The 13,701-nt window shown below is 68.2% G+C and carries 12 protein-coding genes; 4 read left to right on the top strand and 8 right to left on the bottom strand.

The window, feature by feature from the left end; translation table 11 throughout:
- Both uvrA and VC184_RS05615 read right to left on the bottom strand, forming a co-directional pair.
- The gene (gene uvrA, locus VC184_RS05620) at positions 1 to 2,886 is read right to left on the bottom strand and encodes an excinuclease ABC subunit UvrA (RefSeq protein ID WP_112614020.1); all 2,886 of its coding nucleotides are present in this window, start codon (positions 2,884 to 2,886) and stop codon (positions 1 to 3) included.
- A 52-nt stretch (positions 2,887 to 2,938) separates the two neighbouring features.
- The gene (locus VC184_RS05615) at positions 2,939 to 3,385 is read right to left on the bottom strand and encodes a MarR family winged helix-turn-helix transcriptional regulator (protein WP_205289228.1); all 447 of its coding nucleotides are present in this window, start codon (positions 3,383 to 3,385) and stop codon (positions 2,939 to 2,941) included.
- Positions 3,386 to 3,445: 60 nt separating this feature from the next.
- Here VC184_RS05615 and VC184_RS05610 point away from each other — a divergent pair, with 60 nt between their 5' ends.
- On the top strand, positions 3,446 to 3,682 hold the full coding sequence (locus VC184_RS05610) for a hypothetical protein (protein WP_378718155.1): 237 nt from the start codon (positions 3,446 to 3,448) through the stop codon (positions 3,680 to 3,682).
- 29 nt (positions 3,683 to 3,711) lie between these two features.
- On the opposite strand, the gene uvrB is transcribed toward VC184_RS05610, so the two are convergent.
- A complete protein-coding gene (uvrB, locus tag VC184_RS05605; protein WP_112614014.1) occupies positions 3,712 to 5,793 on the bottom strand; it encodes an excinuclease ABC subunit UvrB in 2,082 nt (693 codons plus the stop codon).
- A gap of 63 nt (positions 5,794 to 5,856) precedes the next feature.
- On the bottom strand, positions 5,857 to 6,465 hold the full coding sequence (gene coaE / locus VC184_RS05600; protein WP_323987516.1) for a dephospho-CoA kinase: 609 nt from the start codon (positions 6,463 to 6,465) through the stop codon (positions 5,857 to 5,859).
- A 91-nt stretch (positions 6,466 to 6,556) separates the two neighbouring features.
- On the opposite strand from coaE, the gene VC184_RS05595 reads away from it, so the two are divergent.
- Positions 6,557 to 7,285, top strand: coding sequence for a response regulator transcription factor (locus VC184_RS05595; RefSeq protein ID WP_323987515.1), 729 nt, complete (start codon positions 6,557 to 6,559; stop codon positions 7,283 to 7,285).
- 17 nt (positions 7,286 to 7,302) lie between these two features.
- Here the strand turns inward: VC184_RS05595 and VC184_RS05590 are convergent, their stop codons facing one another.
- The 4 genes from VC184_RS05590 to VC184_RS05575 form a co-directional block, all read right to left on the bottom strand.
- Positions 7,303 to 8,466, bottom strand: coding sequence for a diguanylate cyclase domain-containing protein (locus tag VC184_RS05590; RefSeq protein ID WP_323987514.1), 1,164 nt, complete (start codon positions 8,464 to 8,466; stop codon positions 7,303 to 7,305).
- Entirely contained in the window at positions 8,463 to 10,139 is a 1,677-nt protein-coding gene (locus VC184_RS05585; RefSeq protein ID WP_323987513.1) for a sensor histidine kinase, read from the bottom strand. The genes VC184_RS05590 and VC184_RS05585 overlap by 4 nt, the downstream gene beginning before the upstream one ends.
- A 124-nt stretch (positions 10,140 to 10,263) precedes the next feature.
- Positions 10,264 to 11,721, bottom strand: a complete 1,458-nt coding sequence (gene rpsA / locus VC184_RS05580; RefSeq protein WP_023951490.1) for a 30S ribosomal protein S1 — start codon at positions 11,719 to 11,721, stop codon at positions 10,264 to 10,266.
- A gap of 233 nt (positions 11,722 to 11,954) precedes the next feature.
- Positions 11,955 to 12,386, bottom strand: a complete 432-nt coding sequence (locus VC184_RS05575) for a YchJ family protein (protein ID WP_323987512.1) — start codon at positions 12,384 to 12,386, stop codon at positions 11,955 to 11,957.
- 78 nt (positions 12,387 to 12,464) lie between these two features.
- Between VC184_RS05575 and VC184_RS05570 the strand changes: the two genes are divergently transcribed.
- Both VC184_RS05570 and VC184_RS05565 read left to right on the top strand, forming a co-directional pair.
- A complete protein-coding gene (locus VC184_RS05570) occupies positions 12,465 to 13,001 on the top strand; it encodes a hypothetical protein (protein WP_323987511.1) in 537 nt (178 codons plus the stop codon).
- Positions 13,002 to 13,117: 116 nt separating this feature from the next.
- Entirely contained in the window at positions 13,118 to 13,675 is a 558-nt protein-coding gene (locus tag VC184_RS05565; protein WP_323987510.1) for a hypothetical protein, read from the top strand.
- Positions 13,676 to 13,701: the final 26 nt, after the last annotated feature.

Here is a 13,701-nt window from a genome sequence, read left to right as displayed (position 1 = left end):
TCAGCCCGCCTTGCGCGCCGCCGGGGCCCCCAGGATCTCGGCGAGGAACTGACCGGTGTGGCTCTCGGCAACGCCCGCGACCTGCTCGGGCGTACCCGTGGCCACGATCGTGCCGCCGCCGGCACCGCCCTCGGGACCGAGGTCGATGATCCAGTCGGAGGCCTTGATCACGTCGAGGTTGTGCTCGATCGTGATCACGGTGTTGCCCTTGTCGACGAGACCGTTGAGCACCTCGAGCAGCTTGCGGACGTCTTCGAAGTGCAGGCCCGTCGTGGGCTCGTCGAGCACGTAGATGCTGCGGCCGTTCGAGCGGCGCTGCAGCTCCGTGGCGAGCTTGACGCGCTGCGCCTCGCCGCCCGAAAGCGTCGTGGCGGACTGACCGAGCCGGACGTACCCGAGCCCGACGTCCACCAGCGTCTTCAGGTAGCGGTGGATCGCCTGGATCGGCTCGAAGAACTCCGCGGCCTCCGAGATGGGCATCTCGAGGACCTCGGCGATGTTCTTGCCCTTGTAGTGCACAGCGAGCGTGTCGCGGTTGTACCGCTTGCCGTGGCACACCTCGCAGTCGACGTACACGTCGGGCAGGAAGTTCATCTCGATCTTCAGTGTGCCGTCGCCGGAGCACGCCTCGCAGCGACCACCCTTGACGTTGAACGAGAACCGACCCGGCAGGTATCCGCGGACCTTCGCCTCGGGCGTCTCGCTGAACAGGGTGCGGATGCGGTCGAAGACGCCGGTGTAGGTGGCGGGGTTCGATCGCGGGGTGCGGCCGATCGGCGCCTGGTCGACGTGAACCACCTTGTCGAGGTTATCGAGGCCGGTGACGCGCGTGTGCTTGCCCGCGACGCGGCGTGCACCGTTCAGGCGGGTCGCCAGCACTTCGTACAGGATGCCGTTGACGAGCGTGGACTTGCCCGAGCCGCTGACTCCGGTCACCGAGGTGAGCACACCGAGCGGGAACTCGGCGGTCACGTTCTTGAGGTTGTTGGCCCGGGCGCCGACGACCGTCAGCATCCGCTTCTTGTCGATCTTGCGACGCTTCGTCGGCGTCTCGAGCGACCGGCGTCCCGACAGGTAATCGCCGGTCATGGAGTTCTCGTCGGCCAGCAGAGCGTCGTACGGGCCGGAGTGGACGACGTTTCCGCCTTCGACGCCGGCACGCGGGCCGATGTCGACCACCCAGTCGGCGGCGGCGATCGTCTCTTCGTCGTGCTCGACGACGATGAGCGTGTTGCCGAGGCTCTTCAGCTTCACCAGCGTGTCGATCAGCCGGCGGTTGTCGCGCTGGTGCAGTCCGATCGACGGCTCGTCGAGGACGTAGAGGACCCCGGTGAGGCCCGAACCGATCTGTGTCGCGAGCCGGATGCGCTGTGCCTCGCCACCCGAGAGCGATCCGGCGGCGCGCCCCAGGCTGAGGTAGTTCAGTCCGACCTCGATGAGGAAGTCGAGTCGGGCGCGGATCTCGCGCAGCACCGCTGCCGCGATCTTGGCCTCGCGCTCGGTGAGCTCGAGCTGGTTGAAGTAGGTCTGCGCCTCGGCGAGGCTCAGCCGCGCGACGTCGGCGATGGAATGCTCGTGGACGAGGACCGCGAGCACCTCCGGCTTGAGCCGGTCGCCGTCGCACGCGGGGCACGGGACCTCGCGCAGGTACTCCGCCCAGCGCTGACGCTGCGTGTCCGTCTCGGCCTGGAGATACTGACGTTCGATGTACGGGATGACGCCTTCGAAGCCCGATGCGTAGCGCATCTCGCGCCCGTAACGGTTCTTCCACTTGACCGTCACCTTGTAGTTCTCGCCGCGCAGCACCGCGTCCTGCACCTCCGCCGGCAGTTTGCGCCACGGGGTCTTGAGCGAGAACTTCAGGTCGGATGCGAGCCCTTCGAGCAGCCGCTCGTAGTACTGGAAGAGTCCCTTGCCTTGCGTTGTCCAGGGCAGGAGGACGCCCTCGGCGATCGAGAGCTCCTCGTCGCCCAGCATGAGCTCGGCGTCGACCGACATCCGGGTGCCGAGACCCGAGCACGTCGGGCATGCGCCGAAGGGTGCATTGAACGAGAAGGTGCGCGGCTCGATCTCGGTGAGCTGCAATGCGTGGCCGTTCGGGCAGGCGAGCTTCTCGCTGAAGCTCTGCCACGCCGCGTCGCCCTCTTCGTCGACGAAGTTGATCTTGATGACGCCGCCGGCGAGTGCCAGGGCGGTCTCGACCGAGTCGGTCACGCGCCCGAGCAGATCGGGGCCGGCGACGAGGCGGTCGACGACCACCGCGATGTCGTGCTTGTAGCTCTTCTTGAGCGTCGGCGGCTCGGCCAGCGAGATCACGTCGCCGTCGACGACCGCCCGGGCGTAGCCCTTCGCGCTCAGCTCCTTGAAGAGGTCGACGAACTCGCCCTTCTTCTGCGTCACGACCGGCGCGACCACCTGATAGCGCGTGCGGTCGGGCAGTTCCATGAGCTGGTCGGCGATCTGCTGGACGGTCTGACGCTGGATCCGCTCGCCGCACTCGGGACAGTGCGGCACGCCGATCCGCGCCCACAGGAGGCGCATGTAGTCGTGGATCTCGGTGATCGTGCCGACCGTCGACCGCGGGTTGCGGTTAGTCGACTTCTGATCGATCGAGACGGCGGGGCTCAGGCCCTCGATGAAGTCGACGTCGGGACGATCGACCTGACCGAGGAACTGTCGCGCGTATGCGCTCAGCGACTCGACGTAGCGGCGCTGGCCCTCGGCGAAGATCGTGTCGAAGGCGAGACTCGACTTTCCCGAGCCGGAGAGGCCGGTGAAGACGACGAGACTGTCGCGCGGGATGTCGAGATCCACGTCCTTGAGGTTGTGGACGCGGGCTCCGCGGACGCTGAGTTTCGATGAGGAAGCGACGGGGACGATGGGCACCGCACAAGTCTAGGTCGGGCCTCCGACACCGGCTCCGCGGTTCGCCCTGGGCTCACTCTTGCGCTACAGGCGGCTGCTCCCGAGGGACCCGCCGCCCGGCGAACGGCTCGAGTCCGTCGCGCAGAGCGGTCACCTCGTCGACCGTCATTCCGACCGCCGCCATGACCTGTTCGGGGACACGCACCGCGTCCGCGCGCAGCGCTCGGCCCGCAGCGGTCAGCCCGATCTCGAGCACGCGTTCGTCGCCTCGCCGCCGCGCGCGCGTGACCAGCCCCTGGGCCTCGAGACGTTTGACGAGCGGAGACAGCGTCGCCGGCTCCATCGCAAGGTCGGCCGCCAGCTCCCCCAGCGCCTGCGGTGACGATTCCCAGAGGGCGAGCATGACGAGGTACTGCGGGTGGGTCAGGCCGAGCGGCTCGAGAATCGGCCGGTAGATGGCCACGACGTTCCGGGCCGCGGTGACCAACGCGAAGCAGAGCTGGTTGTCGAGCTTCAACATGTCGTCGGCGGAGTCCACCCTCGCATCCTATACGCCCTAATCGTTAGTACACTGATGATCATGACCGAGCACGACCGCCGCCCACCCCTTCGCACGCGCGTCCGCGAGGCGGGCGGCTGGTACGCCTATCTGAACTCGCGGCTCATCCGTGCCGCCGGGCCGGCGTCCGTCGGCCCGTACGAGAGCGAGCCCGAGCCCGAGCGCACCGGCCGCGCGTGTCCGTTGTGCGGCCACCCGATGACCGAGCACGACGTGGACCGAGCCGGGCCGAAGCCCCTGCTCCACTGCCCCCGTTGACCCGGCGCCGCCGCTGACACCTCTCGCGGTCAGGCGTGCCCGGCTCGCTCCATCGCACGCAGCTCCTTCTTGAGGTCCTGCACCTCGTCACGGAGGCGCCCTGCCAGCTCGAACTTGAGTTCCGCTGCCGCGGCGAGCATCTGCTGCGAGAGGTCTTCGATCGTCGCCTCGAGCTGCTGAGCCCCTTCTGCGGCGATCCCCTCACGGCGCAGCTGCGGGGTCGGGCTCTTGCCCTTGCCCGACTTGTTGCGAGCCGTCGCCTTGCCGTTCAGCAGGTCGCGGGTATCGGATGCCTCTCGCGCGAGGGCATCCGTGATGTCGGCGATCTTCTTCCGCAGCGGCTGCGGATCGATGCCGTGCTCGAGGTTGTAGGCGATCTGCTTCTCACGGCGACGCTCGGTCTCCTCGATGGCTGCGGCCATCGAGTCGGTGATCTTGTCGGCGTACATGTGCACCTGGCCCGAGACGTTTCGCGCCGCGCGCCCGATCGTCTGGATGAGTGAGGTTCCCGAACGCAGGAACCCCTCCTTGTCGGCGTCGAGGATCGCGACCAACGACACCTCGGGCAGGTCGAGTCCCTCGCGGAGCAGGTTGATGCCGACAAGCACGTCGTACGCGCCCTGGCGCAACTCGGTGAGGAGCTCCACACGGCGGAGCGTGTCGACGTCGGAGTGCAGGTAGCGCACCCGCACGCCGTGCTCGCCGAGGAAGTCGGTGAGCTCTTCGGCCATCTTCTTGGTCAGTGTCGTCACCAGGACGCGCTCGTCGCGCTCCACGCGCAGCCGGATCTCCTCGAGCAGATCGTCGATCTGACCCTTCGAGGGCTTGATGATGATCTCGGGGTCCACGAGACCGGTGGGCCGGATGATCTGTTCGACCACGCCGTCGGCGATGCCCATCTCGTACCGCCCCGGTGTCGCGGAGAGATACACGGTCTGCCCGACGCGCTCTTTGAACTCGTCGAAGCGGAGCGGCCGGTTGTCCATGGCGCTCGGCAGACGGAACCCGTGGTCGACGAGGGTGCGCTTGCGGGAGGCATCCCCCTCGTACATCGCTCCGATCTGGGGAACGGTCACGTGCGACTCATCGATCACGAGGAGGAAGTCGTCGGGGAAGAAGTCGAGCAGCGTGTGGGGCGGGTCACCCGGGGAACGACCATCGAGGTGCCGCGAGTAGTTCTCGATGCCCGAACAGAAGCCGAGCTGCTGCAGCATCTCGAGGTCGAACGTCGTCCGCATCCGCAGACGCTGCGCCTCCAGCAGCTTTCCCTGGCTCTCGAACTCCTTCAGACGCTCGCCCAGCTCGTGCTCGATCGTTCCGATGGCGCGCTGGACCGTCTCGGTGCCCGCCACGTAATGCGACGCCGGGAACACCGGGACGCTGTCCAGCTTCTGCACGACGTCGCCCGTCAGCGGGTGGAGCATGTACAGCGCCTCGATCTCGTCGCCGAAGAGCTCGATGCGGATGGCGTACTCCTCGTACACCGGGATGATCTCGATCGTGTCGCCGCGCACCCGGAAGTTGCCGCGCGAGAAGTCCACGTCGTTGCGGTTGTACTGCATCGCGATGAACTTGCGGATGAGGGCGTCACGGTCGTATCGCTCGCCCACCTGGAGCGCGACCATGGCACGGAGATACTCCTCCGGCGCACCGAGGCCGTAGATGCACGAGACCGTGCTCACCACGACCACGTCGCGACGACTCAGGAGCGAGTTCGTGGTCGAGTGGCGCAACCGCTCGACCTCGGCGTTGATCGACGAGTCCTTCTCGATGAAGGTGTCGGTCTGCGGGACGTACGCCTCGGGCTGGTAGTAGTCGTAGTAGCTGACGAAGTACTCGACCGCGTTGTTCGGCATGAGGTCGCGGAACTCGTTCGCCAGCTGCGCGGCGAGCGTCTTGTTGTGCGCCATCACGAGCGTCGGACGCTGCACCTGCTCGATGAGCCACGCCGTCGTCGCCGACTTGCCCGTACCCGTGGCACCCAGCAGCACCACGTCAGTCTCGCCCGCGTTGATCCGGCCCGCGAGCTCGGCGATCGCCTGGGGCTGGTCACCGCTCGGGACGTATTCGCTGATGACCTCGAAGGGCCTCACGGAGCGCGTGGTCTGCATGATTCCAGCGTAGGCGGGGCCACCGACATCGGACCCGGCCTTCGCTCAGAGCGTGCGCGCGTGCTACGAGGCCGGCGCCGCGGTGAGCTCGGCCCAGAGGGCGTCGACCTGCGCCAGCGTCGCCTGGAGGTCACCCGCGGTGTCGATGACGACGTCGGCGATTGCGAGCCGCTGGTCATCGTCGACCTGCGCCGAGATCCGCCGATCGGCCTCCTCCGCCGTCATCCCGCGAAGGCGCTGCAGACGCTCACGGCGGACGGATGCGGGCGCGTGCGCGACGACGACGGAATCCCAAGGGTCGTCCGCGCGAGCCTCGACGAGCAGAGGCACGTCGTACACCACGATGGTCCCGTCCCCTCGGCCGAGCGCTTCGTCGAAGCGTCGCTGCGACTCCGCGCGCACCGCCGGGTGGACGATCTCGTTCAGCCTCGTTCGCGCTTCCGGGTCGGCGAACACGATGGCCGCCAGCGCGGCGCGGTCGAGTTCGCCGTCAGCCGCGATCACGCCGGACCCGAACTCGGCGCTGATGGCCTCGAGCACGGGAGACCCGGGTCGCTGGACGTCCCGCACGATCGCGTCCGCGTCGACGACAACGGCCCCGTGCTCGGCCAGCCGACGGGCGATCGTGGATTTGCCGGACGCGATCCCGCCTGTCAATGCGATCAGAGGCATACACCCGAGGATGCCACGGGCGCTAGGCCGAGCGCGAGGTCGCCCGGTCGATACGATGGATTCCACACAACCCGCGGAAGGTGGGATCACCGTGGAACGCACCGCCGTCATCGTCGAAGACCAGGCCGACATCCGCAGCCTGCTCTCGGCGATCCTCGAATCGAGCGGATTCTCGGTGCACGCGACCGAGAACGGCCTCGACGCGGTCGAGCTGATCCGATCGGTCTCTCCCGACGTCACGACCCTCGACGTCAACATTCCCGGCATCGACGGGTTCGAGGTCGCGCGTCGCGTCCGCGCGTTCAGCGACACCTACATCATCTTCATCTCCGCCTTCGTGGAACCGGGCGACGCCGAGCGCGGCAGGGCAGCCGGCGGTGACGAGTACCTCGGCAAGCCGTTCCGGCCGCGCGATCTCAAAGCACGCCTGGCAGCCATCCCGTCACAGCGGCGACGCGAGGAGGCGCCCGTCGTGGATGCCGCACCGACGGCGACCCCGACTCCGGCCGCGCAGAACCTCTCCTATGGCGACGTATCGGTGACCGACGGCGTCTTCCGCCTCGCGGGCGTTCCGATCGAACTCGCGCACGCCGAATCGTCCGTGCTCCGCGCCCTCCTCCTCGCGCAGGGACGCACCCGGACGAAGCACGACCTCGCACTCGCTCTTCGGTCCCGGTCACGCGCAGAAGCTCCCGATCCCGACGAGGTGCGGGCGATCGAGCGCAGCGTCGAGTCGCTGCGCGGGACGTTCGCGGCCGCCGCGACGTCGACCCTGATCGCCTCGGACCAGGGCACGGGGTACCGGCTCGACCAGCGCTGACAGCGGCGCGGCCAGCGTCAGGACGGTTCGGCGAGCAGCACGGCCGAAGCCACCCCCGACGAGGCACGGGTCGCCGCGGCCGCGGCCGCCTCGATCAGGGCATCCGCGTCGTAGCCGACGGCATCGCTCAGCGCGACGCCGATGCCGATGGCGGGAAGCACGCCGCCCTCGACCGAGCCGAGCGCCTCGAACAGGGAGCGGTAGAGCGCCAGCGCCTGCCGTCGCGCGTCCGCCGCGGATCCGACGACCGTGATGACTCCGATCCGCTCGGCCCCGACCTCGCCCAGAACAGCGAGCGTCGGCGCGTTCGCCGCCATGGTCTTCCGCCACGTCCGTACGACCGCATCGCCTACGTCGAGACCGAATGCGGTGGCGATGTATTCGAGGCCGTCGAGCTCGATGACCCAGACCGCAACCAACTCGCGCCGTGCGCTGGCCCGCTGGGCACTCACGCCGACCGCGCGCCGGAAGCCCGCGATCGTCGCGATCTCGCCCGAACCGGCATCGCGCCCCTCCGGCGAATCGGACCCGCGCACACCGACCCGGCCCGCGCGGAGGACCGACGCACTGACGACCGCCGTGATGGAGAGGACCACGGTGAGGATGCTCGTGGGTATGGAACCCGCCCACAGGTCGAAGACCTCGCCGTATCCCAGCGTCGCGACGATCACGACGCGCACGAGGTAGAACGGCGCCTGCACGCCGAAGACGATGCCGAGCGGGAGCGCGGTACGGGAGGCGCCCAGGGCACCGCGGAAGCACTCCACCGACGCGGCCGCGGCCAGCACGCTCAGCGCTCCGAACATCACCACGGCTCCGGACCAGTCGTCGCCGCCCAGAGCGAACTCGACGGAGGCGGCGACTGCGGCAGCGGTGCCGCCGAGCGCGACGACGACACCGGCTCCGCGCACCGGCCGCCGGTTGTAGGCGCGGCATCCGAGCCACATGAGACCCGTACCGACGACGGCAGCGGTGTTGCCGCACACGACGGCCCAGGCGGTTTCAGGGGCACTGGCCCAGACGACGTAGAACATCGTGGTCAGCACGGCGGAGAGGAATCCGACTGCCCAGAATCGGCCGCTCTGCTCGGGCCGACGCAGCAGAGTATCGAAGATGAACAGCACGGCGCACACCAGCACCACGACGGCGGTCACGAGCGAAACGGAGAACTGATCGATCATGATGTCGCCGTCCCGGGCCGCCGCGCCGGAAGCGTCACCGAGAAAGTCGAACCGACGCCCAGAACGCTGGTGACCGTGATGTCCCCGCCGTGCCTGCGCACGATATCGCGGCTGATCGCCAGACCGAGCCCGTTGCCGGTGACGGACGAATCGCGGACGGCTGCCCCCCGGTAGTAGCGCTGAAAAACCGAGCCGAGGTCCTCCTCGTTCAGCCCGACCCCGGAGTCCTGCACGGCGATCAGCGCCCACTGGTCGCCGACCGAGGTGGCGACCGAGACACGGCCGCCCGGTCGGTTGTACTTGACCGCGTTCGAGAGGAGGTTGTCGAGAACCTGCCGGATGCGAACGGGGTCCGCATAGGCCCGAGCCGCTTCCACACGGGACACGTCGATCACGATGCCGCGCTCCCCCGCGCTCACGAGGATCGACTCCACCGCGGCGTGGACGATCTCGACGAGATCGATGTCCGCCGGCGAGACGGTGAGCTGCGCCGCGGATTTGTGCTGACTCGACGCCGCCAGCACGTCTCCCACGAGGCGGAGCAGCTGGTCGGCGTTCCGATCTGCGACGCGCAGGTTCTCGAGCGCCGCCTCGGGAACACCCGGCGTGTCGATGGCCAGTTCGAGGTAACCCAGGATGGACGTCAAAGGGGTCCGCAGCTCGTGCGAGACCGACGACACGAGGGCGTCGCGCTCTCGCAACGCGTCGGTTTCGGCCGTGACGTCGCGCGTCACGACGACCGCGCCGGAGTCCCTGCCATCCGGCTCGATGATGCGCCGCGCCGACACGCTCAGAACACGGCGGTCCTCGCCCTGGCCGACCTGGATGCGCGCGTCGGTGAAGGCTTCGCCGTGCCGGACGCGCGCCAGTGGATGCTCGTCAGCGGCCAGCAGCGTCGAACCGTCGGCCGAGAACACGTCAGGCTGTCCGCTGGTGCGCGACCCGCGCTGCAGGCGCGCGTGGGCGTCATTGATGATCGAGGCCGAGCCGTCCGACTCGATCCGCGCGACGCCGAAGTCGACGCGGTCGAGGGCCTCGGTGAGCACCTGCTCATGTCGGCGCGCTCGCTCGAGAGATTGCGTCAGCACCGTCGCCTGACGGTCGAGGAGCAGCCGCTGTGCGCTGGCGCGCCGGCTGCTGAGGAACGTCGACGTGCTCACGGCGATGAGCAGGAGAGGCAGAAGCAGGAAACCGAAGGATGACGGCGACGACCGGACGATCGCGTCCGTCACGCCGTATGCGGCCAGAGCCAGCAAGATGCCCCCGAGCCAGCCGGCGGCGCCGAAACCCGCCGCGAGCCAGATGACCGGGAAGACCCAGAGCAACCCGAATCCACCGGTCGGCTCGGCGACGCGCATGACGCCGATCGCGACGATGTCGCCCAGCGGGATCAGAGCGAGCCACAGCGGCGGGATATGCCCCCACGGGACGATGATCGATGCGCCCGTGAGCACGAAGACAGCGGTGACGGCGAGGAAGAACAGGGCCGTGTCACCGCGGAATCCCACCATGAGGCCCGCGATCGCGACGACGAGCACGACGGACGTCGTCACGATCTGGTTGAGCATCGCCGATCGCGCGCGGTCACCGTCTCCGAGGACGGCATCCACCCACCGCGGGGGCGCGGGAAGAACGTAGGTCGCGCGCGTTCGTTGCGGCGTCTCGTTCTCCATGCACTGAAACTATCGCGTCACGGACGCCCGCGCGCACGGCACGGCGGAATCTCACTCCGTCGCCCGGAAACGGCGAAAGGGCCGGAGCACGAGGCTCCGACCCTTCCGTCGTATCAGCGTGGGCTCAGCGACCCGAGAGCTTCTCGCGCAGAGCGGCGAGAGCCTCGTCGTCGGCCAGCGTGCCGCCGCCGGTGCTCGCGGACTGGACGTCCGACGAGAACGACGAGCCGTTGTCGGCGGGAGCAGCCGCCTCGGCCTCGAGGGCCTTGACGACAGCAGCCTTGTGCGCCTCCCAGCGACCCTGAGCTGCCGCGTACTCGGCCTCCCAAGCCAGACGCTGCTCGTCGAAGCCTTCCTTCCACTGGTTGGTCTCCGGGTCGAAGCCCTCGGGGTACTTGTACTCCCCGTTCTCGTCGTACTCGGTGACCATGCCGTAGAGGGCGGGGTCGAACTCGGTGCCGTAGGGGTCGACCGACTCGTTCGCCTGCTTCAGCGAGAGCGAGATGCGGCGACGCTCGAGGTCGATGTCGATGATCTTGACGAAGACCTCTTCGCCGACCGACACGACCTGCTCGGCGAGCTCGACGTGCTTGCCCGACAGCTCGGAGATGTGCACGAGGCCCTCGATGCCGTCAGCGACGCGAACGAACGCACCGAACGGAACGAGCTTGGTGACCTTGCCCGGCGCGACCTGTCCGATCGCGTGGGTGCGGGCGAAGACCTGCCACGGGTCCTCCTGCGTCGCCTTGAGCGACAGCGAGACGCGCTCGCGGTCGAGGTCGACCTCGAGGATCTCGACGGTGACCTCCTGGCCGACCTCGACGACCTCGGAAGCGTGCTCGATGTGCTTCCACGAGAGCTCGGAGACGTGCACGAGGCCGTCCACGCCGCCCAGGTCGACGAACGCACCGAAGTTGACGATCGACGAGACGACGCCCTTGCGGACCTGACCCTTGTGGAGGTTGTTGAGGAACGTGGTGCGCGACTCGGACTGCGTCTGCTCGAGCAGGGCGCGGCGCGAGAGCACGACGTTGTTGCGGTTCTTGTCGAGCTCGAGGATCTTGGCCTCGATCTCCTGGCCGAGGTACGGCGTGAGGTCGCGGACGCGACGCAGCTCGATGAGCGATGCCGGCAGGAAGCCGCGCAGGCCGATATCGACGATCAGACCACCCTTGACGACCTCGATCACGGAGCCGGTGACGACACCGTCGTTCTCCTTGATCTTCTCGACGTCACCCCAGGCGCGCTCGTACTGCGCGCGCTTCTTGGAGAGGATGAGGCGACCTTCCTTGTCCTCCTTCTGGAGAACGAGGGCTTCGACCTCGTCGCCGACCTTGACGACCTCGTTGGGGTCGACGTCGTGCTTGATGGAAAGCTCGCGCGAGGGGATGACACCCTCGGTCTTGTAGCCGACGTCGAGGAGGACCTCGTCGCGGTCGATCTTCACCACGGTGCCTTCAATGAGGTCGCCGTCGTTGAAGAACTTCAGAGTCTTCTCGACCGCGGCCAGGAAGTCCTCAGCAGATCCGATGTCGTTGATAGCGACCTGCTTGGTGGCCGGGGCGGTCGTTGCGTTAGTCATGTAGTGGGTTGTCCTTGTTGGGTCAGGGTGTCGGGCCGCGAATCCGGGGCTCGTCGTCTCGGGGACGACGGCCGCGATCGAGGCGGATGGTTGTGGATGATGCGTCAGATGCGCATGGCGACGAAGCCACACGAGTGACGATCCAGGGTATCAGAGCGAACCCGCTCGATTCCAGTCCTCCAGCGCTTCCTGCTCGCCGCGGCGGCGCCGGGTGCCCGGCCCGTCCCGATCGGTCACGCGGAGGGGTCGACGACACCACCGACGTAGAGCCATCGGCCGCGTACTCGAGTGAATCGGCTGACCTCGCGGAGCTCTCCGGAATCGGAACCGGAGCGCCACCGGGCCCGGAACTCGACGATGCCCGTGGCGTCGTCCGCGCCGCCGGCGGCCCGAACGACCGTGAGCCCCGTCCACTCCTCCGGGCCGTCCGCCTCGAGATCGTCGGGACGCGTCGCAGGGTGCCAGGTTCGCGCGAGATGGGTACGGTCTCGCACGGCGAACGCGGTGTAGCGCGAACGCATGAGCTGCTCCGCAGTTCCCGCCGCCTGCCCGTCGAGGATGGGACCGCAGCAGGCGCCGAACGCCCCGCCGCCGCACGGGCAGGGCGCCGCGTCCGTCGGACGCCGCCTGAGCGCCGCCTCACCGAACGACATGTGCACCACCACTCCGCATCCCTCCAGGCTACGAGACAGCCCTGTGGAAAGTTCCCGCGGGCGGAGGATCGGGGTCGCTACGTTCGGGGCATGTTCGTCCGACGCCGCCATGCTGTCGCCGCCGTCCTCGCCGTCGCACTGCTGACAACCGGATGCGGCTCCCCCGCGTCCTCGCCCACCCCCGAGCCAACGGCGACAGCACCCTCCCCCACCGACAGCGACACCGCCGCTTTCGCCGCCGCCGAAGCTACCTACCGCGCCTACGTCGACGCCCTCAATGCCGTGGACCTCTCCGACCCGACAACGTTCGAACCCGTCTATGCCCTGACCACCGGCGAGATGCGGGACGAAACGACGGCAACCTTTTCCGAGATGCGGGATCAAGGCTGGCGCGTCGAAGGCGAAAGCACGGTCCGTTCGCTCTCATTAAGTGGAGCGACGCCGGAAACCGTCGAACTGTCGGTTTGCCTCGACGTTCATGAGGTCCTAGTCAGGGACTCAGCGGGGTCACCGGTCACGTCTAACGAACGCAGCCCGGTCCAGACGCTGACGATCACCGTCGCGCTGGACTCTGGTCGAGGCCTAATTCATCGAATCGCCCCACGCGATAACGGTCCGGCATGTTGATGGCCCTCATCACAGCGGCGATCCTTCAGAGCGCAGCGACTGGATGCGCCACTCCAGGATGGATCAGCGACTGCGCGGGTTCTGTGGCTGGCGACTCTGTCAATGTAAGTGGACAATTGACACGGCCTCCGAGCACGAGCGGGAGCGACGAAACCGACGCCCAGCCAGCCCGACCGAGAGACTGCGGGGCGCTGAACCGGTGCGACGACTTCACCGTCTCGCTTCTGCCGCAGGCGACGATCGCCGATGTCGCGTCCTTCGCTCCGCAACCGGGTGCGCTCAGCAGCCAGCCGGTCGGCTACGGTGTCGCCGGGCTCCCGCTCGACTTCCTGATCGCGGCGTCGCAGCACACGGCGACGGGAACGCTGTTCGACCTGCCGGTCACCGTGCGCTTCACGCCGGACGAGATCGTCATCGCTCCCGGCGACGGCAGCACCCGCACCGTCGCAGCCACCGCCCGGACACCGGCGAGCCACACCTACCGCTCGCGAGGCAGCTATGTCGCGACCGCCACCATCCGCTACGGCGCGGAGGTCGATTTCGGCCGCGGCTGGCGACCGGTGCCGGGCGCCCTCGAGATCCCGACCGCCGGGTACACCGTCGAGGTGCTCGAGGCACGGGGAACGCTCGTCGATCGGGTCTGCACCGAGCCGCCGTCGGGGCCCGGATGCTGAGCAGTCTGGATCAGTACGATGCTGCA

This window comes from Microbacterium plantarum, assembly GCF_035231185.1.
Lineage (GTDB): Bacteria > Actinomycetota > Actinomycetes > Actinomycetales > Microbacteriaceae > Microbacterium > Microbacterium plantarum.
This window is presented reverse-complemented; position numbering and strand designations above follow the sequence as displayed.

Excerpts from the sequence above, each read along its gene's own strand:
- VC184_RS05585 (WP_323987513.1), bottom strand. The coding sequence starts at position 10,139 with ATGGAGAACGAGACGCCGCAACGAACGCGCGCGACCTACGTTCTTCCC.
- uvrB (WP_112614014.1), bottom strand. The coding sequence starts at position 5,793 with ATGCAGACCACGCGCTCCGTGAGGCCCTTCGAGGTCATCAGCGAATAC.
- coaE (WP_323987516.1), bottom strand. The coding sequence starts at position 6,465 with ATGCCTCTGATCGCATTGACAGGCGGGATCGCGTCCGGCAAATCCACG.
- VC184_RS05590 (WP_323987514.1), bottom strand. The coding sequence starts at position 8,466 with ATGATCGATCAGTTCTCCGTTTCGCTCGTGACCGCCGTCGTGGTGCTG.
- rpsA (WP_023951490.1), bottom strand. The coding sequence starts at position 11,721 with ATGACTAACGCAACGACCGCCCCGGCCACCAAGCAGGTCGCTATCAAC.
- VC184_RS05570 (WP_323987511.1), top strand. The coding sequence starts at position 12,465 with ATGTTCGTCCGACGCCGCCATGCTGTCGCCGCCGTCCTCGCCGTCGCA.
- VC184_RS05615 (WP_205289228.1), bottom strand. The coding sequence starts at position 3,385 with ATGTTGAAGCTCGACAACCAGCTCTGCTTCGCGTTGGTCACCGCGGCC.
- VC184_RS05610 (WP_378718155.1), top strand. The coding sequence starts at position 3,446 with ATGACCGAGCACGACCGCCGCCCACCCCTTCGCACGCGCGTCCGCGAG.